The sequence below is a fragment of the Pseudogemmobacter hezensis genome, assembly GCF_013155295.1.
Classification (GTDB): Bacteria; Pseudomonadota; Alphaproteobacteria; order Rhodobacterales; family Rhodobacteraceae; genus Pseudogemmobacter; species Pseudogemmobacter hezensis.
This window is the reverse complement of sequence record NZ_JABJXT010000006.1, coordinates 129,241-149,018: the sequence shown is the minus strand read 5'-3', so window position 1 is coordinate 149,018 and position 19,778 is coordinate 129,241. Positions and strand designations below refer to the sequence as shown.

Genomic DNA, 19,778 nt, shown 5'->3' with positions numbered 1-19,778 from the left:
GCTGCCCCGGACAAATCCCTCCCCCTGCTAAGGGCGAAAGGTTTCGCAAGGGGGCCTTCGCATCTGCGCCGGGACAGACAGACCCCACTTTCAAGGCCTCTTTCAAGGCTCTTGCCGGGCCTCTCTTTCACTGCCTCAGCCCCCGGTCGAAGCCATAATCCTGAAAACGCAGGGATCAGTCACCAGCTCGGGCGGGGTCATGCACAGCCCCTGCGCCACCTGCCAGGCCGCAAGCACCTTGGGCACATAGTCCCTGGTCTCGGCATAGGGCGGCACGCCGCCGTTTTTCTTCACCGCCCCCTCACCGGCATTATAGGCCGCCAGCGCCATCAGCGGATCATTGTCAAATTCATCGAGCAGCCAGTCCAGATAGGCGACGCCGCCTTTGATGTTTTGCGCGGGGTCGGTGGAATCGGTCACGCCAAAGCGCTCAGCCGTTGCGGGGATCAGCTGCATCAGCCCCACCGCCCCCGCCGAAGAAACCGCCTCTTTGCGCCCGGCGCTCTCGATCCCGATCACCGCCAGCACCAGCGCAGGCGACACATCGGTCCCAACAGTTGCTGTCAGAATATCGCGGCCATAGATCTCTGCCATGGTCTGCATCGACTGCATCCTGGGCGCCGCAACCGAGGCCCCGCCAGGCCCCTGGGTCAGTGCCGCCATCGCTTTCGGAAACTGCCCTGCCGAGCTGGCCCGATCCGGCGCCACCATCTCCCAATACCAGGCATAGTTCGATTTTGGCCCCGCCCCCGGCACCGCCCCGTCGGCACCTTCAGCCGTTCCGGCGGGGGATTGCGGCTGATCCTCATCACGTCTGAGCGCGGGATCCTTCCAGGCCGTCGCAGCCAGGCGGCGTGCCTGCTCGGCGGGATCGATCTGCACCGTGATTCTTTTGCCCGGCGCGGAATCGCCAACTTTGACCCGACGAAAGGTGAAATCCTCCAGCTCGGCCTGACCAGGGGTTGGAATCGCCACAGCCGCCAGCGCCACCAGCAGTGGGCCTGATAATCCGCGCATCATTTCGGGTGCCTGCTCTTCTTGTTTTTTTAAGGAATCGCAGAGTTCAGGCCATCAGCAAAGCAGAATCGCCCTTCAAAAGTGGCGAAACTGCCCCAATTGATCGAAATGCAACGCAATTTTCGCACAGCCGTTCGGGGTGTTCGAAAATTTACAAAAAATTATTCCTTCAAAATCAGAGCAATACCGCAAGATAACGGCCCGCTGGTCCGACGCTGCGAAAATGCCTCAACCTGTTCCAAAAGTCGCCACGATTGAGGGTCTATATGTGCTCATCCCGAACGGAAGATCGGAACGGAACAGAGGCCGGCCGAACGCCACCGTGGCGGATGTTAAAGAAACTGAGCACCTTTGAAAGGGACAGAACCATGAACGCTATGAATTTCATCAAAGACGAAGACGGCGCAGTCACCGTTGACTGGGTTGTGCTGACCGCTGCTGTTGTTGGCCTGGGCCTGCTGGTTATGCAAGCTGTTCGCCCGGCAATCGGCACCCTCTCGAACGACATCTCCGCCGAAGTTGGCGAGGCTGGCAACTGGATGAAGAGGCAGCGTCCGTCCAGCTGATCTGCCGGACTCGCCTGACCGGGCCTGACCCGGGGCAAGCTGAGCCGCAAATCATATAACAGAATGGCTGCCCCCTCTCGGGATGCAGCCATTTTGCATTTATAACGCCGGATCCTGCCCCACGTTTAACCGCCATCTCAGCCTGATCGAAGCCTCCCTTCGGCTGCCCGTTCAGCCGGATCAGGACCGCAGAAATCAGCCGCCCAAAGGCTGCCGCAAGGCGCCGTCCGGGCGGAAAAGGCAATCCTTTCTCCCTCATTTTGCCGCATTCTGCCGCCAGTATCGCTCAGGTATCCGGAACGGCGATTCCAGTCGGACGGCAAACTCCAAGGAGACAGAGTTGCAAAATTCGCTTTCAGCTTTCTTCCGGCAGGAAGATGGGGCCGTCACGGTTGACTGGGTCGTGCTGACCGCAGGCGTAGTCGCTCTGAACATGGTCTTGCTTTTTCAGCCCGCCCGGGATGCGGTGATGGGGGTGGTCGAGGAGATTGGCCTCACCATGGGCATCGTATCTGAGCAAATGCAATCGGCCAGCATCGATGGAACGCCCTGACCGACAGGACATGGCGGCCCGCGCAGCCATCCGGTCCCGGGCGCCGCACAACGCGGCATGCGCCCAGGGTGTGAATGTTTATAAGAGGTAAGTATGCGAGCAATTTTCGGTATTGTCCTGATCATCGGCGTCGCCCTTGCGGGCTTTGCCGTCTATATGGCTCAGGGCTACATTCAGTCTAACGAGGTGCGGATGAATGCCGCGCTTGAGCGCGAGCGTCAGACCGGCGAGCTGGTCCAGGTCTTTTCGGTCATAGAGCCAGTCAAATATGGCGGGCCGATCGAGATGGAGAATGTGCAGCAGGTCTGGGTGCAAAAGCAATTCATGCCCGCCAATGCCTATACAGACGGCTATGTGCTTTTCCCGGAAAACGCCACACGGCCACGTTTCTCTATGCGCCCGCTTGAGGCCAATGAGATCCTGCTCTCCAGCCGCCTGACCGAGCCCGGCGAAGTCGCCGGTATCGCAGGCAAGCTGGGGCCCGGCATGAGCGCCTTCCAGATCCGCGTCAGTTCCAACTCGGGTGTTGCAGGCTTTATCATGCCAGGGGATTACATTGATATCTACTGGACCGGCTCCAGCGACACGGGCGACATTACCAAACGTATCGAGGCTGGCATGCAGGTGATCGCGGTCGACCAGACCTCTGATCAGAGCACAGTCCGCACCAGCGAGGCCAGCACAGTCACCGTCGCTGCAAGCAGCGAGCAGGTCGGCCGCCTTACTCTTGCGCAATCCACAGGCCGCCTTTCGATGGCCGGGGTCAGCGGTCCTGGCGAAGGCACTGCCGATACGATTGAGGTCGACAGCTACAATCTGCTTGGCACCGAGCGGGCGCAGGCTGAAGTGGTGGAAGAGGAAAAAATCTGCACCACCAAGACCCGCAAAGGCGGCGAATTGGTCGAAACGCAGATCCCCTGCCCGACCAACTGAGGCCATTACAGCGCGAAAGCCTGACCTGAACGGGCTTTCGCACCACCGCATCTGGGGTGTCCCGGGCGGCAAAGACCTGGAATTGCCTGTCTGTTGCAGGTTATCCACATAAGAAAACCCGTCCAAGAGTTTGATTATTGCAAAAAAATCCATCTTCCGGCACTTTGGGAAGATGTAAGGGCACTAAGACCCACATAACGAGGCGTGATCGAAAGGGCAGATCACATGAGCATTAAGACCAAAGTTGCGGCCGGCTTTGTCGGCCTTGCAGTCGCGGTGTCGGTAGTTCCGGTTTCCGCTGAAGTGTTGCGCGTCATGTCTGGACAGGCATCAGGCGCTTTAAATGTACCGATGAACCGCGCGGTCGTTGTTGAAAGTGATGTTCCCTTCTCGGAGCTCTCGATTGCCAACCCCGGGATTGCCGATATTTCGACACTCTCGGACCGCTCGATTTACGTTCTTGGCAAGGCACCGGGGCGCACCACGCTGACCCTTCTGTCGCCCGAGGGCAAGCTGATCTCGAACGTCGATGTGCATGTCACCCCCGACATCGCCGAGTTCAAAGAACGGCTGCGGCAGATCCTGCCGAATGAAAAAATCGAAGTGCGCACTGCCAATGACGGTATCGTGCTGTCGGGCACCATCAGCTCTAGCGCAAAGCTTGACCGGGCGCTGGATCTTGCCAACCGCTATGCACCTGACCGCATCTCGAACCTGATGGTTGTCGGTGGCACCCAGCAGGTGATGCTGAAAGTGCGCTTCGCTGAGATGAACCGCTCTGTGTCGAAGGGCCTGTCCTCACAGGTCCGGGGCAGCAACAACCGGACTGGCAATGGCTGGAACGTGGTTGGTGGCAGCGGCAGCAGCCTTGCCGGTGCAGCCGGCGGCCTGGGCCTGGGCTTTGTCTCGAATGCGCTTCAGTTCAATGTTGCGCTGGAAGCCCTTGAGAATAAGGGCCTTGTCCGCACGCTGGCAGAGCCCAACCTGACGGCCCTTTCCGGGCAGGAAGCCAAATTCCTGGCCGGTGGCGAATATCCGATCCCCGTCGCCCAATCTGAAAGTTCCGGTGGCAGCTCAAGGATCACGGTTGAATATAAGCCCTTCGGCGTAGAGCTGAACTTCACCCCCTATGTGGTGGATGGCGATATCATCAACCTGCAGATCAATGCGGCTGTCAGCTCGATCGACTCGTCCATTACCTATTCCAATGGCGGCATTACGCTTGAGGGCTTCAAGCGCCGCGAGACCTCGACCACCGTCGAGATGCGCGACGGTGAAAGCTTTGCAATCGCGGGCCTCTTGCAGGATGACTTCCGCAACTCGGCCGATCAGGTTCCGTGGCTTGGCGATGTGCCGGTTCTGGGCGCCCTGTTCCGTTCGTCGGAATATGCGCGTGAACAGACCGAGCTGGTGATCATCGTCACCCCGCATCTGGTCAGCCCGGTGCGTGGCGAGGCGCTGGCCCTGCCGACCGACCGTGTCCGCATCCCGACCGAAAACGAGCTGTTCCTCTTTGGTGACGTGGGTCACAAGGCCAAAGGCGCGGCTGGTGAGGTTGCCCGGCAGGACTTCTCGTCCTCCTATGGCTATGTGATGGAGTGAGACGATGCTGAGCAAGATGACCTCTAAAATCGCGGCTTCGCTTTGCATCCTGTCGCTTGCTGGCTGTGGTGCCACCGGCAACAGCGAGATGGGTGCCCAGCTTGAAGGCGGTGCCTTTGGCAATGCAACGATGAACAATTCGCTGATCCAGTCGGGTCAGATGGATTACACCATCGCCCTGGCACAGCGTTTTGCGGCCGAAGTGCCTGATACTGTGAACTTTGCCTTCAACTCGTCGCAGCTGACGCCCGAGGCGATGGCTATCCTCGACAAGCAGGCGAATTTCATCCGTCAGTTCCCCGAAGTGCGCTTTAAGGTCTTTGGCCATACCGATCTGGTCGGTGGTCAGGGCTTCAACAAAACGCTGGGCAAAAAACGGGCGGATGCGGTTGTGGCCTATCTGGTGCAGCGCGGCGTTCAGAAATCGCGCCTGCAGGCGGTGGTCAGCTATGGCAAAACACGCCCGCTGATCCAGACCAACGCCCCGGAAGAGCGCAACCGCCGCACCGTCACCGAGGTCTCGGGCTTTGTCTCGAACAACCCGATGGTGCTGAACGGCAAATATGCCGAAGTGGTCTGGCGCAGCTACGCCGTCGATTCCCCCGCGCGCACTCAGGGCGGCTCGGCTGGTCCCAGCACTTCGGTTGCCGGTGGCGGCTGATCTGCCAATATCTGCAAAGACATTGCGAAGACCGGGCATCTGCCCGGTCTTTTGCTTTCCGGGACAGGCAATTACCAAAGATTGACGCTAATTCGGCCCCAATCTCGCCCAAGTCCACGTTCAGATTGCTGCGATGAGAACGGTATGCGGGCCAAATTCCGCACAATGATTCCCGGGTTTTCTGTTGGTGCCATATCCATGGCGCCAGCCCCCCCGGGATCACAGGACAGAAAAAACGTGAGGCGAGATGACGAGCGTGGCAACCATACAGCCAGATCCTGCACCGATTGCAGCCTGCACAATTTCGCGCGACGTGCAGAACTTCGAGATGCTCATCGACGAGATGGAGCGCGAAATGGGCGAGGCCTGGGGCGACTTGGGCTTTGAGGATGCACTTGTTTTCCTGCAGCAGCCAGAGGCCAGCGAGCTGGAGTTCATCGCCGTCGCGCTGGATGCAGAGGATGAAGATGATCTGACACTGATCGCCAGTGTCATCCGCGCCGCCAGGACAGCAAACACCCATGTGATCCTCGTGGCCAATCAGCTCAGCCCGGCCGGGCTGCATCAGCTGATGCGCCTTGGCGCGGATGATTTCGTCCCCTACCCGCTGCCCGAAGGGGCGCTGCATGATGCGATCTCAAAGATCCGCGCGGCGGCGCAGGCCTCGGCACAGGCCGCACAGGCCCGGGCCGCGGCGCCCATGCCGCAGACCGGCTCGTCACTGGTGCTGGTCGATGATGGCAACTCGACCGCTTTGCGTGCCACTGGCAACCGCAACGGGCTGGTGCTGCCGATCCATGGCATGGCCGGTGGCAGCGGGGCCTCGACCTTCGCCGCCAACCTGGCATGGGAGCTGGCCAATTCCGACAAGCTCAGCCCGCCGCGGGTCTGCCTGCTGGATCTCGATTTCCAATATGGCTCGATTGCGACCTATCTCGATCTGCCGCGCAAAGACACCATCTTCGAGGTGCTGACCGACCCGACCAATGTCGACAGCGATGCGCTGATCCGCTCGATGCAGACCTATAATGACAGGCTGTCGGTTTTCACCGCCCCGGCCGAGATGCTGCCGCTGGACATCATTTCCGGCGAGGATCTTGGCCGCCTGATCGATATGGCGGCGGCGAATTTCGACTTTGTGCTGATCGATATGCCAAAGACGGTTGTGACCTGGACCGAGGCCGTGCTGTCGCGCGCCCATGTCTATTTCGCGCTGATGGATCTGGATCTGCGTTCGGCGCAAAACGTGCTGCGCTTTGTGCGCGCCCTGAAGGCCGAGGCGCTGCCGCATGAAAAGCTGCGCTATGTGCTGAACAAAGCGCCGAAATTCACCGATCTTTCCGCCAAGTCGCGGGTCAAGAGAATGGCAGAAAGCCTGGAAATCCAGATCGAGGTGCAGCTGCCCGATGGCGGCGGCCAGGTCACCCAATCCAATGATCACGGCCTGCCGCTGGCCGAAAGCGCCGCCAAAAATCCGCTGCGCAAAGAGCTGCAGAAGCTGGCGAAATCCCTGTTCGAGCTGAGCAAGGTCAGCGCAAGCGCCCGGTCGTAACCATTATTTCAAAGGCAAGCAGTCATGTTCAGCCGTTTTCGCAAAGACGCCCCGCCCTCGGGGGGCCCCGCCGCCACGCCTGCCGCCAAATCGGCCGCCCCCGCTGCAGCCGCCCCGGCGGCAACGGTCAAGATCACCCGCCCCGGCTCGATGATGGGGGGCTCGCGCTCACCCGCAGAGGCGATCCAGGTCGACAAAGAGGCCAAGCGGCGCAACCGGATGATGGAACTCAAGCTTGAGATCCACAAGCGGCTGCTGGAAAACCTGAACCTGGCGGCGCTGGAACATGCCTCAGAGCAAAGCCTGAAATCAGAGATCTCGACCCAGACCTCTGAGGCGCTGGACGAGCTGTCGGTGGCGCTGAACAGCAGCGACCGCGCGACGCTGGTACAAGAGCTTTATGACGAGGTCATGGGCCTTGGCCCGCTGGAGCCTTTGCTGAAAGACGAGACCGTCAACGATATTCTGGTCAATGGCCCGTTCCGGGTCTTTGTCGAACGTGGCGGCAAGCTGGAGCTGTCAGACGTCACCTTCCGCGATGAGCGCCATCTGATGCGCATCATCGACAAGATCGTCTCGGCCGTGGGCCGGCGCGTCGACGAATCGAACCCCTATTGCGACGCGCGTCTGCTGGATGGCTCGCGTTTCAACTGTATGGTGCCGCCGGTTGCCGTTGATGGCTCGCTGGTTTCCATCCGGAAATTCAAGAAAGAAAAGCTGAAGATTGAGGACCTTGTCCGCTTTGGCGCTTTCACCGAGGAAATGGCCGCCTATCTGCAGGCCGCCGTCTCGACCCGTCTGAACGTGATCGTCTCTGGCGGTACGGGTTCGGGGAAAACCACCACGCTGAACGCGCTGTCCTCCTTCATCGACAATGCCGAGCGCGTGCTGACCATCGAAGACACCGCCGAACTTCAGCTGCAACAGCTGCATGTGGGCCGGATGGAAAGCCGCCCGGCGAACGTCGAGGGCAAGGGTGCGGTGACGCAGCGCGACTGTCTCAGGAACGCGCTGCGGATGCGTCCTGACCGGATCATCGTGGGGGAAACCCGCGGCGAAGAGGTTATCGACATGCTGCAGGCGATGAACACGGGTCACGATGGCTCGATGACCACGATCCACGCCAACAACCCGCGCGACGGCATTTCGCGTCTGGAAAATATGGTCGCCATGGCCGGGATCGAGATGCCGCTGAAGGCGGTGCGCAGCCAGATCGCCTCGGCTGTGAACCTGATCGTCCAGGCCTCGCGTCTGCAGGACGGCTCGCGCCGCATGACCTCGATCACCGAGATCACCGGCATGGAAGGCGAAGTCATCTCGATGCAGGAAATCTTCCGCTTTGAACGCCTGGGCGTCGAGCCCAATGGCAAGATCATCGGGCGCTTCAACGCCACCGGCATCCGCTCGGCCCATTCCGAGCGCTTCCGCACCTGGGGCTTTGATCTGCCCGCCTCGATCTACGAACCTATTGTCTAAGGCACGCCAATGACACTTTCGATCGCACCGCTTATCTATATTGTCATCTTCGTTGCCGTCATTGTGCTGGTCGAGGGCGTCTACCTCACGGTCTTTGGCAAATCGATCAGCCTGAACAACCGCATCTCGCGGCGTCTGACGCTGCTTGAGAAGAATTCGAACCGCGAACAGGTGCTGGCCCAACTCCGCAAGGAGATGAACCAGCATATGAATGCAAGGAACATTCCGCTTTACTCGATCCTGGCGAAAAAGGCGCAGCGGGCGAATATCGCTTTCTCGCCCATTCAGCTGATCGGGATCATGGGCGCGGTGTCGGTCTTTGCCTTCCTGCTGCTGACCGTCGGAACCGGCGCCGCCTTTGGCGTGCGGGTGCTGGTTGCCATCGGCATGGGCGTGGGCGGCGTCTATGTCTGGGTCAATGGCAAGGCCAAAAAGCGTATGAGCCTGATGGAAGAGCAGCTTCCCGATGCGATTGACCTGATGGTGCGCTCGCTCAGGGTGGGCAACCCCTTCCCCACCGCCGTCAGCATCGTCTCGAAAGAGATCCCCGATCCGCTTGGCACCGAATTTGGCGTGATCTCTGATGAGACGGCCTATGGCGCCAATATGCCCGACAGCCTGAAGGCCTTTGCCGAGCGGATGGACAGCCAGGATCTGCGCTTCCTTGCGGTGGCAGTGACCATCCAGGCGCAATCGGGCGGCAACCTTGCCGAGATCCTCGACGGCCTGTCGAAAGTGGTGCGGGCCCGGTTCAAACTGTTCCGCAAGGTTCGTGCCATCACCGCCGAGGCGAAATGGTCCGGCATGTTCCTCTCGGCCTTCCCGATCCTCGCGCTGGTCATGATCAACATGATCAAGCCCGACTATTACGACGGCGTCAAAGAGACCCCGGTCTTTGTTCCGGCCGCCCTGGTGGTCTGTGCCTTCCTCGTCATCAACGTGATCTTCATGAAGATCATGGTCAATATCAAAGTCTGAGGCGCGACCATGCTCCAATCCATCAATGACACGCTGACAGGTATCCTGGGGCCGCTGGGGCCGCTGATCCTGATCGCCGGAATTGGTATCGTGCTGGTTCTGGTCGCCCTGCCGACCATGATGAAGAAACAGCGCGACCGCTTTGCCGAGCTGGGCAGCCAGAACGCGCGTGCGGTGGGCGGCAAAAATGCCGGTTCCGGCAAGCTGCGCCGCACCAGCGCGGGCGACCGCCTTGAAAAATACGCCCATCTGCTGGAGCCGCAAAAGGCCGAAGAGATGTCGGCGCTGCGGCTGACGCTGATGCGGGCCGGCTATCCTGACAAAGGGGCCGTGCGGATTTTCCACGCCGCCAAAATGGTTCTGGGTGTTACCGGGATTGTGCTGGGGCTGGTCTATGTGATGTCGACGGCCACCGAAGAGACCTCGACACAGTCGATGCTGATCTATGCCGCGATCCCCGCGATTGCCGGTTACTACCTGCCGCAATACTGGGTCAATAAGCGGGTGGAGAAGCGCAAGAATGAGATCATTCAGGGCTTTCCCGATGCGCTGGACATGATGCTGGTCTGCGTCGAGGCGGGCCAGGCGCTGGATCAGTCGATCATCCGCGTCGGCAAGGAAAGCCGGGCTGGCTATCCGGCGCTGGCCGATGAATTCGACCTGGTCGCCCAGGAGGTAAAGGCCGGGAAAGAGCGCACCCAGGTGCTGCGCGACATGTCAGACCGCGTCGGCATCCCGGATGTTTCCTCTTTCGTGACGACGCTGATCCAGTCGGCCACCTTTGGTACCCCCGTTTCCGAGGCGCTGCGGGTCTATTCCGCCGATATGCGTGACAAACGGATCATGCGCGCCGAAGAAAAGGCAAATATGCTGCCGACAAAGCTGACGCTTGGAACTATGATGTTCACAGTTCCGCCTCTGCTGATTATCCTGATCGGACCTTCGGTCTGGGGTATCGTGACCATGCTGGGGGAAATGGGCGGTCAATGAGGGTAATGTGAAAGTATCAGCCAGTTTTTTGCTGATCGTTTTGATGCTGGCCGCCTGTGGAGACATGGGCGGCTTTGGCACATCTGGCAAGGACGGGATCCGCGTCGATCCAAAGGGCAAGGCGGTTGACGGCTTGCTGGTCGGGCACCGCCTGCTTGAGGCGGGCGAGGCAGAGCTGGCCCTGAAGGCCTATTACCGCGCCGCCGCCGAAGATGGGGTCTCGGTCGATACGCTTTCGGCCATCGGCTCGGCCAATCTGGCGCTTGGGCGGCTGGGACAGGCCGAACAGGTGCTGCGCCGCGCGCTTGAGGCCGATGAAACCTTCGTGCCCGCGCTGAACAATCTGGGCGTCGTGCTGATGGAGCGCGGCAAGACCGGCGAGGCGCGGCTGGTGTTCCAGCAGGCCTATGCGCTTGACAGTGGCCAATCGGACTCGATCCGCGACAATCTGAAACTGGCTATCGCGCGAACCGAGGCAACGGTGTATGATAGCAGCGAGGAAAAAGGCGAATTCCAGCTGGTCCGCCGCGAGAAGGGGCAATTCGTGCTTCTGACGCAGCTTTAAGACACGGGTTCAGGACACGGGTCAAAAGACACGGATCAAAAGACTGGGATCGCCTGCTTTTGGGCAGTAAAAGATAAAGGACGCAGAGAAATGCGCCACCTGGTTTTAGCGACACTGTGCCTTGGCGGCACGGTCATTCTTGCTGGCTGTGCAGGCAACAAAGATGCCGAGGTCCAGCGCGCCATCAATGACATAACGGCGGTCGATCAGAACAACCTCAATGAGGTGATGCTGACGGCGGGCGACCCCAATGAATCGGTCGCCTATTTCCGCAGCGAGCTGGACAAGAAGCCCGACAATCTGGATCTGATGCGCGGTCTTGGCAAATCGCTGACACGCGCGGGAAAATCGACCGAGGCCACCCAGGTCTGGGAAAAGGTTATCGCCTCTGCAGGCAGCGGCCCCGAAGACCGGGTGATGCTGGCCGATGCCCAGATCCGCGCCAATGACTGGCCCCGCGCCAAGGCGACGCTGGCCAGCGTGCCGCCGACCCATGAAACCTATGACCGCTACCGCCTTGAAGCGATGGTCGCCGACAGCGAAAAGAACTGGAAAAAGGCCGACAGCTTTTATGAGATCGCGGCAGGCCTGACCACCCGCCCCTCTGGCATTTACAACAACTGGGGATTTTCCAAACTGACGCGCAAGGATTACCCTGGCGCCGAGCGGCTGTTCCAGCAGGCGCTGACCTATGACCCCTCGCTTTTCACCTCGAAAAACAACCTGGTCATGGCCCGGGCCGCGCAGCGCAAATATGACCTTCCGGTCGTCGATATGACCCAGCCCGAGCGCGCCGAGCTGCTTTACACCATGGCGCTGGCCGCGATCAAACAGGGCGATGTCACCACCGGAAAAGGGCTGCTGCAGCAGGCCATTGACACCCACCCGCAATATTTCGAAGCCGCAGCCCGCAGCCTTGCGGCGCTCGACGCCAATGTGAAGCAATAGCATGTATCTGAACCCAACCGTCACACAGGCCCTGTGGCTTTTGCCCTTTTGCCTGCCAATCGCCATCTGGGTCGCCTGGACCGACCTGAAATTCATGAAGATCCGCAATGACGCCTGCCTGGCGATGATTGCGGTCTGGGTCTTTCTTGGCTGGCCTGCGGTCGGCATGACCCTTTGGCTCTGGGGCTTTGCGATCATGGCGATCGTGCTGGTCTTGGGCTTTTTCGGCAATGCGATCGGGCTGTTCGGCGCGGGGGATGCGAAATTCGCGGCCGCCATGTCGGGCGTCTTTGTTGGCGGCGATCCGGTCCGTATTGCGGTGCTTTACGCGGTCTGCTCGATTCTGGCGCTGGTCTTGCAGCGCATCGCCCGCAAGATCCCCTTCGTTTTGCGGATCGCGCCCGATTGGGTCAGCTGGAGCTCGGGAAAATTCCCGATGGGGCTGGCGCTGGCGATGATGCTGATTGTTTATCTTCTCGCCGCCTTCCTGCCCAAAGGCTGACATTATTTCCTGCAAACTCCTGCACAAGCGGGCCGTCACCCACCGTGACGGCCCTTTTGTTTTCCGCCCTGTCGCGCCTTGCGACGGGGACGGCAGAGTTCAAATGCGCGATGGGGCGCGACGCGGGGGCCTGTGGTCATGAATGTTCAGCTGACAAATACCGGAACAGTGGGCGTGCAATCCCCGCCTTCGCCGAAATCGCTGGCCGATACGGGCATCGGCGTGGTGATGCTGCGCGATATCCTGCTGAAAACGATGTTCCGCACCAATCTGGATCTGTGCTCGAAAATCGCCCAGGCCATCGCGCTGCCGGTGCCGCTGACGCAAGAGCTGATCGACCTCGCCCGCAGCCAGCGCCTGCTGGAGGCGACCGGCACCATGCATGCGGGATCCGGCAATGAGATGGGCTTTCAGCTGACCGATGCCGGCAAGGCCCGGGCGCTGGATGCGCTGGCGCAATCGGAATATTATGGCGCGGTCCCGGTGCCGCTGGATCAATACAGCGAACAGATCAAGCGCCAGTCGATCCGCAACATCAGCCTCAACCGCGAGCAGCTGATGCATGGGATGGGCGGGCTGATCCTGCCCCCCGATCTGATCGGCAACCTTGGCCCTGCGGTGACCTCGGGGCGCTCTATCCTGATGTATGGCCCGCCCGGCAACGGCAAGTCCTCTATCTCGCACGGGATCCGCAAGGCGATTGGCGATAAGGTCTATGTGCCGCGTGCCATTGAATATTCCGGCCAGGTGATCTCGGTCTATGACCCGATCGTCCATGCCGCAGCAGAGGCGGCGGTGGATGATCCGAATTCCCTGCGCCGCACCTCGAACCGCTTTGACAACCGCTATGTCTATTGTGAGCGCCCCTCGGTGATCACCGGGGGTGAGCTGTCGCTTGACATGCTTGATCTGGCCTATAACCCGGTTGCGCGCACCTATCAGGCCCCTTTGCAGCTGAAGGCGACCGGCGGCATCTTCATCATCGACGACCTTGGTCGCCAGGCCGAGCCGCCGCAAAAGATCGTCAACCGCTGGATCGTGCCGCTGGAAGAAAGCCGCGATATTCTGGCGCTGCAGTCGGGTGAGAAATTCACCGTGCCCTTTGACACGCTGGTGATTTTCTCGACCAACTTCCACCCCAACCAGATCTTCGACGGCGCGGCTTTGCGGCGGATCTTCTTCAAGATCCTGATCGACGGCCCCAGCCAGGAGATGTTCCTGAAGATCTTCGCCATGGTCGCCCGCAAAAAGAAAATGCCGCTGGACGAGCGGGCACTGATGCATCTGCTGAAGGTCAAATATCCGACCATCGACATGAATTTCGCCAATTACCAGCCGACCTTCCTGATCGACCAGATGATCTCGATCTGCCAGTTTGAGGGCATCCCGAACCAGATGACGCCAGAGCTGATCGACCGCGCCTGGGGCAATATGTTCGTGGCAGAATCCGAGTTCTCGCACTAAGCGCCGTCGTGCCTGCGCGTGCCTGCGTTTGTGCCCCTGGCGGGGCGCAACACAGAATGGCTGCATAAGCCAGGGGGATAGGCGCAGGAAACACGCCTCTTCCCTTTGATGTTATGGGCAGGGATTGCCGGCCAAGCGATCCCGCTCAGGGGGCTTCGCCCTGTTCCAGCGCTTTCAGCCGAAACAGCGATGAGCTTCCGTCGGCCGGATCAATCGCCTCGGTGGAAAAGGCAATGAAAGCCGAGGGCGCGAATACCATCGTCCCATCCGAGATTGTCTTGCCATCCGCCGCAGTCACCACCTTGCGAAGCCGCCAGGCCTTATAGATGCAATCCTCCCAGACCACATCCTCCTGGCCAAGGATTTCAACGGCGAGAGAGACCTTCCCGGATGCGCCCTTGCCACGCTTCATCATTGCATTGCGGCTAAGACTGCCACCGGCATCCCGGATCGCTGCGAGGTCGGGAAGATCGCCATCCCAGTCATAAGTCACTGTAAACCCTGGCGTCTTTATATCAATCGGCCAAAGCCCGGATGCCATACGTGACACCACCTCGCCCGATTGATAGGTCAGCACCTCATCCTCGACCGCGATATAGTCAAGCGTGCTGCCGCCTTCATAGATCGCGCGCTTCGGCAGGTCAGTGGTGGTGAAACAGCCTGCAAATCCAGGGGCGGCTGCCAGCGCCGTCGCGGCAAGGCCGACCGCGCCCATCCAGCCCGGACAGTTCCAGAGCGAACGGCACCAGACCGGACGGCGCCAGATCAGGCCCAGGGGGCTGCTGATCAACCGAAGACCCTCACACCGCTTTCGGTCACCATCACATCCAGCCGCTGATCGGTGTCCTCGATCGGCACCTCGGCCACTTCCTGGGCATCGAAGGCAAAGCCAACTGCCAGTGTCGGGCGGCGGGCACGCAGCATCTCAAGCGTCCGGTCATAGAACCCGCCGCCATAGCCCAGACGGCAGCCACGCGCGTCAAAGGCCAGCATCGGCACGATCAGGATCTCTGGCTCCAGCCAGGCGCCCTCGGCCGGGATCAGGGCTTTGAACGCGCCTTCGATCAGGGGGGCGCCGGGGCTCCATTCCCGAAACTGCAGCGGCTGATCGCGCCCGGGGATCACCGGCAGGCCGACCGGACCCTGATGGGCGGCCATGGCGGGCAAAGGGTCGATCTCGGTGCGAAAGGGCATATAGCCTGACAGCACCTTGCCACGATGCGCGGCCAGGAAATCCGCCAGCAGCTCTGCCGCCTGCCCCTGCCCCCGCGCGAAAGCCTCTGCTCTTGCCGCCGCTGCCGCCGCCCGCGCGGAGGATTTCACGTCCTTCATAGCAAAACCACCGTTGCCAGCCCCAGGAAGGCGAAAAAGCCGATCACATCGGTCATCGTCATTACGAATGTGCCAGAGGCCAGCGCCGGATCAAAGCCCAGTCTCTCCAGCCCCAGCGGCACCAGGATCCCCGCCAGCGCCGCCACCAGCAGGTTGATCACCATCGCCAGCGCCAGCACCACCCCCAGCATCGGCATCCCGAGGATCAGCCAGCCCCCCAGCCCCATCAGAGCCGCAAAGACCGAGCCATTGATCAGCCCCGCCAGCGCCTCGCGCCGCACCACCCGCATCGCATTCGACACCGTCAGATCCCGCGTCGCCAGTGCGCGCACCGCAATCGTCAGCGCCTGCGTCCCCGCGATCCCCCCCATCGAGGCAATGATCGGCATCAGTGCCGCCAGGATCACGATCTGGCCGATCGTATGTTCGAACTGGCCGATCACCAGCGCCGAGATATTGGCGGTGATCAGGTTGATGAACAGCCAGGGGATGCGGCTTTTCACCGTTACCAGCACCCCATCCTGGATCGAGGCATCATCCGACACCCGCGCCAGACGCAGCATGTCCTCTTCATGTTCCTCATCCAGCACATTCATCGCGTCATCGATGGTGATCACGCCGACCAGCCGGCCATCCTCATCGACCACCGGGCAGGAAATCAGGTGATACTGGTTGAAGTAATAGGCGACATCGGCCTCTTCATCCCTGGCTTTGACGGTGCGAAAACTGTCCTCGATCAGATCCCACAGCAGCACCTCACGCGGGGCCGACAGGATGCGCCCCAGCGTGACATAGCCCGTCGGGCGCATCCTCGGATCGACCAGGATCACGTGGTAGAACTGATCGGGCAGCCAGTCGGCACCGCGCAGGAAGTCGCTGGCCTCGCCCACCGTCCAGTGGCTGGGGGCGATCACCACCTCGCGCTGCATCAGACGCCCGGCAGAGCCCTCGGGATAAGACATCGCCTGCTCGACCGCGATCCGGTCGGCATCCTCCAGCGCTTCGAGAATCTTCTCCTGGGCGGGCTGGTCGAGATCCTCAAGGATATCAACCACATCATCGGTATCAAGCTCGCGCATCGCCTCGGCGACGACATTGTCGGGCAGAGACTCGATCACCTCTTCGCGGATCGCCTCGTCGATCTCAGAGAGCACGTCGCCATCAATGCCGCCGTGCCACAGCGCCAGCAGCCCGCTGCGCTCTGCCGGAGAGATCTGTTCCAGAATATCGGCGATATCCGCCGGGTGCAGCGGATCCAGAAGCGCATCCAGACGCGCAGCATCCGCGCCCTCTACCGCCTCCAGCACATCGGTCACCAGCCCGGCGATCACGGCCTCTTCGTCGCGTTCCTGAACCGATTCCCTCATAGACACTCCTGCACCGAACGCGCTGGTTTTACCGGAAGGCCTTTGCGGGAAACAGGGGGCAAAAGGTGCTCAGGCGGCGGATTTCCCTTCATTGATGACGGGTTATTGTAACATATGCCCACATCCTGGCCCGACAGACCGGGCAAATGGCAGATCGTTTCCGGGATGGGCCAGACATCACCGCAGATCCACCGGGACAGAAACAGCCGCGGCACCCCGTCGTGCCCGTGCATCTTGCTGATCAGACAGCCCATTATCAGTGCTGGCGCGGGGCTGCGCTGCAGCGGCATCATAGCATTTCATTGGGGCAAACAACCGCATTCCACCAGCCGGAACCGACTGTTTTTCAGAAGGAACTCCAATCCTCCTGTGATGCCCCGAACGGGATCACATTCAATGGATAGCAACCTTAGAAATGGCAGTCGAAGAACATGCGAGGCCAATGTCAGCTGCGGCTGTAAAACAGTGTCCACAAACTTCAGAGAATGCGTCACCGGCCCTTGCCTCGGGCGGCATGGCTTGCTAGGGCTGTCTGAGGGCGGGCGGTTAGCTCAGTTGGTAGAGCGCTTCGTTTACACCGAAGATGTCGGGGGTTCGAGTCCCTCACCGCCCACCATCCCAAGCCATTAATCGCAAAGAAAACCCTTTTATTGCTGGGTTTTGCCCCATTACGTGACCCCAAAACCGACCCCAAAACGGATGCGGGATCATGTCTGGCAAGTCGAAGTATCTCTACTTCAAGCGTAAGCGCTACTGCGCAAGAATCGTGGTGCCGCAGCCGCTGCAAGCGATCATCGGAAAGAAAGAGCTGACGAAGGCTCTTGGAGCCGATCAGCGCGAAGCTGAGAGGCGTCTTCCCCGCGCGGTCGCTGCCATGCTCGACGAGATCGAGCGCGCCGAGCGCCAGCTTTACGGCGACAAGCCGAGCGATGTCGGGCCTCGCTCTCCGATCACGACCGCCGACTTCGGTCGCGCTGTCTGGCAACGATACACGGCTGCGATCGAAGCCGACGAGGTTGCACGAGCCAGCCTATCCGACCGACGAAGAGAACGAGGCGGAAAGGGCGAAGCTGATCGCCATGGTGCAATCTGGTGCGGTCGATACGTCAGCCCCCCTGACTATCCTCGACGCCTCGGTCGATTTCCTCGTGAAAAAGGATGCTGCGACAATCGACCATGAGGCGCGAGCTGCACGTCTCGCAGCCCTGAAACGCTATCTGATAGCCAGCGAAACGCACCAGGCGCAGCACGACATCGACGCCTGTCTCGACCGGCTGCACCTGAGCGCAGAGCGCGGATCTGCTGAGCGCACTGTCCTGCAAAGCAGATGATGCGCGCCGAGATCGAGGCGCGGGAACGCACGATCGAGCGCGACAGCGGCAATTATCGCTGCCAGCCGACCGATCCGATCGTCAGACAGCCAGCTCCAGAACATGCCGCTGATCCGGTCAACCTGACAAAACTGTCAGACGACTATATACGGGCGAGGATACAAGCTGGATTTATGAAGGACGCTGGCAAGCGTCAAAAGCAGGTGGTCGCCAACCTCCGCGCCTTCCTCAGGCACAATGACGCCCGCAAGGTCACGAAGAAAGACCTCCTCGCTTGGCGCGACAGCCTCTTGCCCAGCCTGTCCGCAAAGACGGTCAATGACGCTTATCGCTCGAATGTCCGGTCCCTTTTTCAAATGGGCGCATGACGAAGAGAGACTGGCCGAAAACATCGCTGAGACAGTGCGCCAGGCCGCGCCAAAGCGGATCAGGAACCGCGAGCGAGGCTATACCGCCGAGGAAGCCGTGGTCGTTCTAAAGGCGTGTCGCGGCTATGAACCAAAAGCCGACGAGTTCGGTCGCGTCCATGAGCCCCCTGAATCTGTCGCAGCGAAACGATGGGCACCTGTCGAGACCTGGGCCTCGACGCCCGCCGAGATCAATCTCGCTGTGCTCGGTCATGTCAAAAAGCTGACTGCTATGAGCGGCAATCCCGAGCCGAAGCGCTCCGGGCCGACGAAGGAACAACGCCAGGCAAATGTCGCCGCTGGCCTCGATCCTGACTTCGATCGTGACGGTCTCGCACGGCTCCGGTCGATGCGGTAATGCCGCGCCCGCCCCATATCTGCACCTGTGGCCGCGTTGTGCCTCATGGTGCGCGCTGTAGCTGCCAGATCGCCAGCACCCGCGCCAGGAACCGCCGCCATGACGCGACGAGACCTTCAGTTCGCGCGCGCGATTATACGTCAGAATGGCCGAAAATGCGCGCCGAGTTCCTCGCAGCCCACCCGATCTGTGCGTGCTGTGGTGCGCCCGCGAGCGTGGTCGATCATATCAGGACGCATCGAGGCGACCTTGCGCTCTTCTGGGATCGCTTCAACTGGCAACCGCTTTGCCAGTCTTGCCACAACCGGCACAAACAGCGTGAGAAGCGCGCTGCAAGTGTTTGAGCGCGAAGCAGGATCGATCCGTGCCGTAACCTCTGGCAGAAAGTCCCCTCCGGGCCGTCGATGAGGCTCTTTTAGGTCCGGGTAGCGATGGAAGCCGCGCCCCTGTGCAGCGCACCATGCGGTGCAAGGAAGCACGGCGCTATCTGACGACACCCAGCGACGACCTCACAACCGTCGGCACCCTCGCTGGCCTCGATCCTGACGCTGTGATCGACCGGATGATAGAGCACCTTAAAACGGCACCCTCAGAATAAACCCCGACACATCATCATCGCCATTCACCCAGACAAGCCCGGCAACCGGCGCCAATGGCAGCACCACCGGCCCGACAGGATCGGTCACGGTCAGTTCCCAAACCTCAGCCCCGAGAACCAGGCCGGCCATGTTGCCGACCATCTCATTCGCCACCGCGATATCATGGCCCAGCAGCGGGTCCTGTCTTCACCGTGGATCCTGCATTGCGCCCTGGCCTCGGGCAGCGCCAGCCTTCGGCGCGACCCACATCATGTCCTTGTCCAGCCAGGTCAGCAGTGGCCCGCGCTGCCGCAGAGCGTCATTGCAGGGCTTCCAGTTCATTGTGCCTTAGCGTGAGGGCGCAGGCTTGCCCATACAAGAAACTTAAGCCCATGGGTTCCAGGTGTGAATCCGACGCCCCGCGGACTTTTACAACAACGCCGGGTGGCGGGCCTCTTTGAAACCAATGGCGCTCTCCTGCCCGGCCTCAGCTGCTTGCGTTCCCCGGCACCGCCGGGATCGAACAGCTGGCATAAGCCAGGCGAAGCAAGGCGGACGTCCGGCCTGGGGCCCGACGTCCGCGACAAGGCTTCCACGT

General features: G+C 60.8%; 22 protein-coding genes, 1 tRNA gene and 2 pseudogenes. 19 read left to right on the top strand and 6 right to left on the bottom strand.

All coding sequences use genetic code 11. The features are described 5' to 3' along the window. Positions 1-135: 135 nt before the first annotated feature. Positions 136-1,017 carry a lytic transglycosylase domain-containing protein gene (locus HOY34_RS08765; RefSeq protein ID WP_172362061.1) on the bottom strand — a complete coding sequence of 294 codons (882 nt, stop codon included), beginning with the start codon at positions 1,015-1,017 and terminating at the stop codon, positions 136-138. A gap of 368 nt (positions 1,018-1,385) precedes the next feature. Here HOY34_RS08765 and HOY34_RS08760 point away from each other — a divergent pair, with 368 nt between their 5' ends. The 13 genes from HOY34_RS08760 to HOY34_RS08700 all read left to right on the top strand — a co-directional run bounded on the left by HOY34_RS08760 (position 1,386) and on the right by HOY34_RS08700 (position 13,807). After that, on the top strand, positions 1,386-1,583 hold the full coding sequence (locus HOY34_RS08760; RefSeq protein WP_172361904.1) for a Flp family type IVb pilin: 198 nt from the start codon (positions 1,386-1,388) through the stop codon (positions 1,581-1,583). 340 nt (positions 1,584-1,923) lie between these two features. Then, the gene (locus HOY34_RS08755) at positions 1,924-2,136 is read left to right on the top strand and encodes a pilus assembly protein (protein WP_172361666.1); all 213 of its coding nucleotides are present in this window, start codon (positions 1,924-1,926) and stop codon (positions 2,134-2,136) included. Between the two features lie 93 nt (positions 2,137-2,229). Beyond that, positions 2,230-3,069, top strand: coding sequence for a Flp pilus assembly protein CpaB (gene cpaB, locus HOY34_RS08750; protein WP_172361902.1), 840 nt, complete (start codon positions 2,230-2,232; stop codon positions 3,067-3,069). Positions 3,070-3,294: 225 nt separating this feature from the next. After that, positions 3,295-4,671 (top strand): type II and III secretion system protein family protein, encoded by a 1,377-nt coding sequence (locus tag HOY34_RS08745; RefSeq protein WP_172361900.1) that lies wholly within the window; start codon positions 3,295-3,297, stop codon positions 4,669-4,671. A 4-nt stretch (positions 4,672-4,675) separates the two neighbouring features. After that, positions 4,676-5,332, top strand: coding sequence for an OmpA family protein (locus tag HOY34_RS08740; protein ID WP_253944330.1), 657 nt, complete (start codon positions 4,676-4,678; stop codon positions 5,330-5,332). Positions 5,333-5,579: 247 nt separating this feature from the next. Then, positions 5,580-6,884 (top strand): CpaE/TadZ family protein, encoded by a 1,305-nt coding sequence (locus tag HOY34_RS08735; protein WP_172361898.1) that lies wholly within the window; start codon positions 5,580-5,582, stop codon positions 6,882-6,884. 24 nt (positions 6,885-6,908) lie between these two features. Beyond that, complete coding sequence (locus tag HOY34_RS08730) at positions 6,909-8,360, top strand: TadA family conjugal transfer-associated ATPase (protein WP_172361896.1); 1,452 nt, start codon at positions 6,909-6,911, stop codon at positions 8,358-8,360. Positions 8,361-8,369: 9 nt separating this feature from the next. Beyond that, positions 8,370-9,338 (top strand): type II secretion system F family protein, encoded by a 969-nt coding sequence (locus tag HOY34_RS08725; protein ID WP_172361895.1) that lies wholly within the window; start codon positions 8,370-8,372, stop codon positions 9,336-9,338. A 9-nt stretch (positions 9,339-9,347) separates the two neighbouring features. Continuing rightward, positions 9,348-10,328, top strand: a complete 981-nt coding sequence (locus tag HOY34_RS08720) for a type II secretion system F family protein (RefSeq protein ID WP_172361893.1) — start codon at positions 9,348-9,350, stop codon at positions 10,326-10,328. 43 nt (positions 10,329-10,371) lie between these two features. Continuing rightward, positions 10,372-10,893, top strand: a complete 522-nt coding sequence (locus HOY34_RS08715) for a tetratricopeptide repeat protein (RefSeq protein WP_172362058.1) — start codon at positions 10,372-10,374, stop codon at positions 10,891-10,893. Positions 10,894-10,983: 90 nt separating this feature from the next. Then, complete coding sequence (locus tag HOY34_RS08710; RefSeq protein WP_172361892.1) at positions 10,984-11,841, top strand: tetratricopeptide repeat protein; 858 nt, start codon at positions 10,984-10,986, stop codon at positions 11,839-11,841. A gap of 1 nt (position 11,842) precedes the next feature. Further along, a complete protein-coding gene (locus HOY34_RS08705; RefSeq protein ID WP_253944328.1) occupies positions 11,843-12,343 on the top strand; it encodes a prepilin peptidase in 501 nt (166 codons plus the stop codon). Positions 12,344-12,481: 138 nt separating this feature from the next. Next, positions 12,482-13,807: a DUF8689 domain-containing protein gene (locus HOY34_RS08700; RefSeq protein ID WP_172361890.1), complete on the top strand. Its 1,326-nt coding sequence runs from the start codon at positions 12,482-12,484 to the stop codon at positions 13,805-13,807. 145 nt (positions 13,808-13,952) lie between these two features. Here the strand turns inward: HOY34_RS08700 and HOY34_RS08695 are convergent, their stop codons facing one another. Genes HOY34_RS08695 through mgtE form a run of 3 tightly spaced genes read right to left on the bottom strand, consistent with a single transcriptional unit; the run spans position 13,953 to position 16,506 of the window. Beyond that, the gene (locus HOY34_RS08695; protein WP_172361888.1) at positions 13,953-14,597 is read right to left on the bottom strand and encodes a hypothetical protein; all 645 of its coding nucleotides are present in this window, start codon (positions 14,595-14,597) and stop codon (positions 13,953-13,955) included. Continuing rightward, positions 14,594-15,139 (bottom strand): 5-formyltetrahydrofolate cyclo-ligase, encoded by a 546-nt coding sequence (locus HOY34_RS08690; RefSeq protein ID WP_172361886.1) that lies wholly within the window; start codon positions 15,137-15,139, stop codon positions 14,594-14,596. Before HOY34_RS08690 ends, HOY34_RS08695 begins: the two co-directional genes overlap by 4 nt. Continuing rightward, positions 15,136-16,506 carry a magnesium transporter gene (gene mgtE, locus HOY34_RS08685; protein WP_172361884.1) on the bottom strand — a complete coding sequence of 457 codons (1,371 nt, stop codon included), beginning with the start codon at positions 16,504-16,506 and terminating at the stop codon, positions 15,136-15,138. The genes HOY34_RS08690 and mgtE overlap by 4 nt, the downstream gene beginning before the upstream one ends. A 540-nt stretch (positions 16,507-17,046) precedes the next feature. Here mgtE and HOY34_RS08680 point away from each other — a divergent pair. The 6 genes and pseudogenes from HOY34_RS08680 to HOY34_RS08660 all read left to right on the top strand — a co-directional run bounded on the left by HOY34_RS08680 (position 17,047) and on the right by HOY34_RS08660 (position 18,946). Then, a tRNA-Val gene (locus HOY34_RS08680) sits at positions 17,047-17,122 on the top strand. Between the two features lie 93 nt (positions 17,123-17,215). Beyond that, positions 17,216-17,395 (top strand): annotated as a pseudogene (locus HOY34_RS22395) (DUF6538 domain-containing protein); the annotation flags it as partial. Positions 17,396-17,522: 127 nt separating this feature from the next. Next, positions 17,523-17,837, top strand: a complete 315-nt coding sequence (locus HOY34_RS08675) for a hypothetical protein (RefSeq protein ID WP_172361883.1) — start codon at positions 17,523-17,525, stop codon at positions 17,835-17,837. After that, positions 17,834-18,205 (top strand): hypothetical protein, encoded by a 372-nt coding sequence (locus HOY34_RS08670; protein ID WP_172361881.1) that lies wholly within the window; start codon positions 17,834-17,836, stop codon positions 18,203-18,205. The genes HOY34_RS08675 and HOY34_RS08670 overlap by 4 nt, the downstream gene beginning before the upstream one ends. Then, positions 18,174-18,602 carry a hypothetical protein gene (locus tag HOY34_RS08665; RefSeq protein ID WP_172361879.1) on the top strand — a complete coding sequence of 143 codons (429 nt, stop codon included), beginning with the start codon at positions 18,174-18,176 and terminating at the stop codon, positions 18,600-18,602. Before HOY34_RS08670 ends, HOY34_RS08665 begins: the two co-directional genes overlap by 32 nt. After that, positions 18,602-18,946, top strand: coding sequence for an HNH endonuclease signature motif containing protein (locus HOY34_RS08660; RefSeq protein WP_172361877.1), 345 nt, complete (start codon positions 18,602-18,604; stop codon positions 18,944-18,946). Before HOY34_RS08665 ends, HOY34_RS08660 begins: the two co-directional genes overlap by 1 nt. A 231-nt stretch (positions 18,947-19,177) precedes the next feature. On the opposite strand, the gene HOY34_RS08655 is transcribed toward HOY34_RS08660, so the two are convergent. After that, a complete protein-coding gene (locus HOY34_RS08655) occupies positions 19,178-19,354 on the bottom strand; it encodes a hypothetical protein (RefSeq protein ID WP_172361876.1) in 177 nt (58 codons plus the stop codon). 72 nt (positions 19,355-19,426) lie between these two features. Next, positions 19,427-19,522 (bottom strand): annotated as a pseudogene (locus tag HOY34_RS22055) (IS5/IS1182 family transposase); the annotation flags it as partial. Positions 19,523-19,778 lie beyond the last annotated feature (256 nt).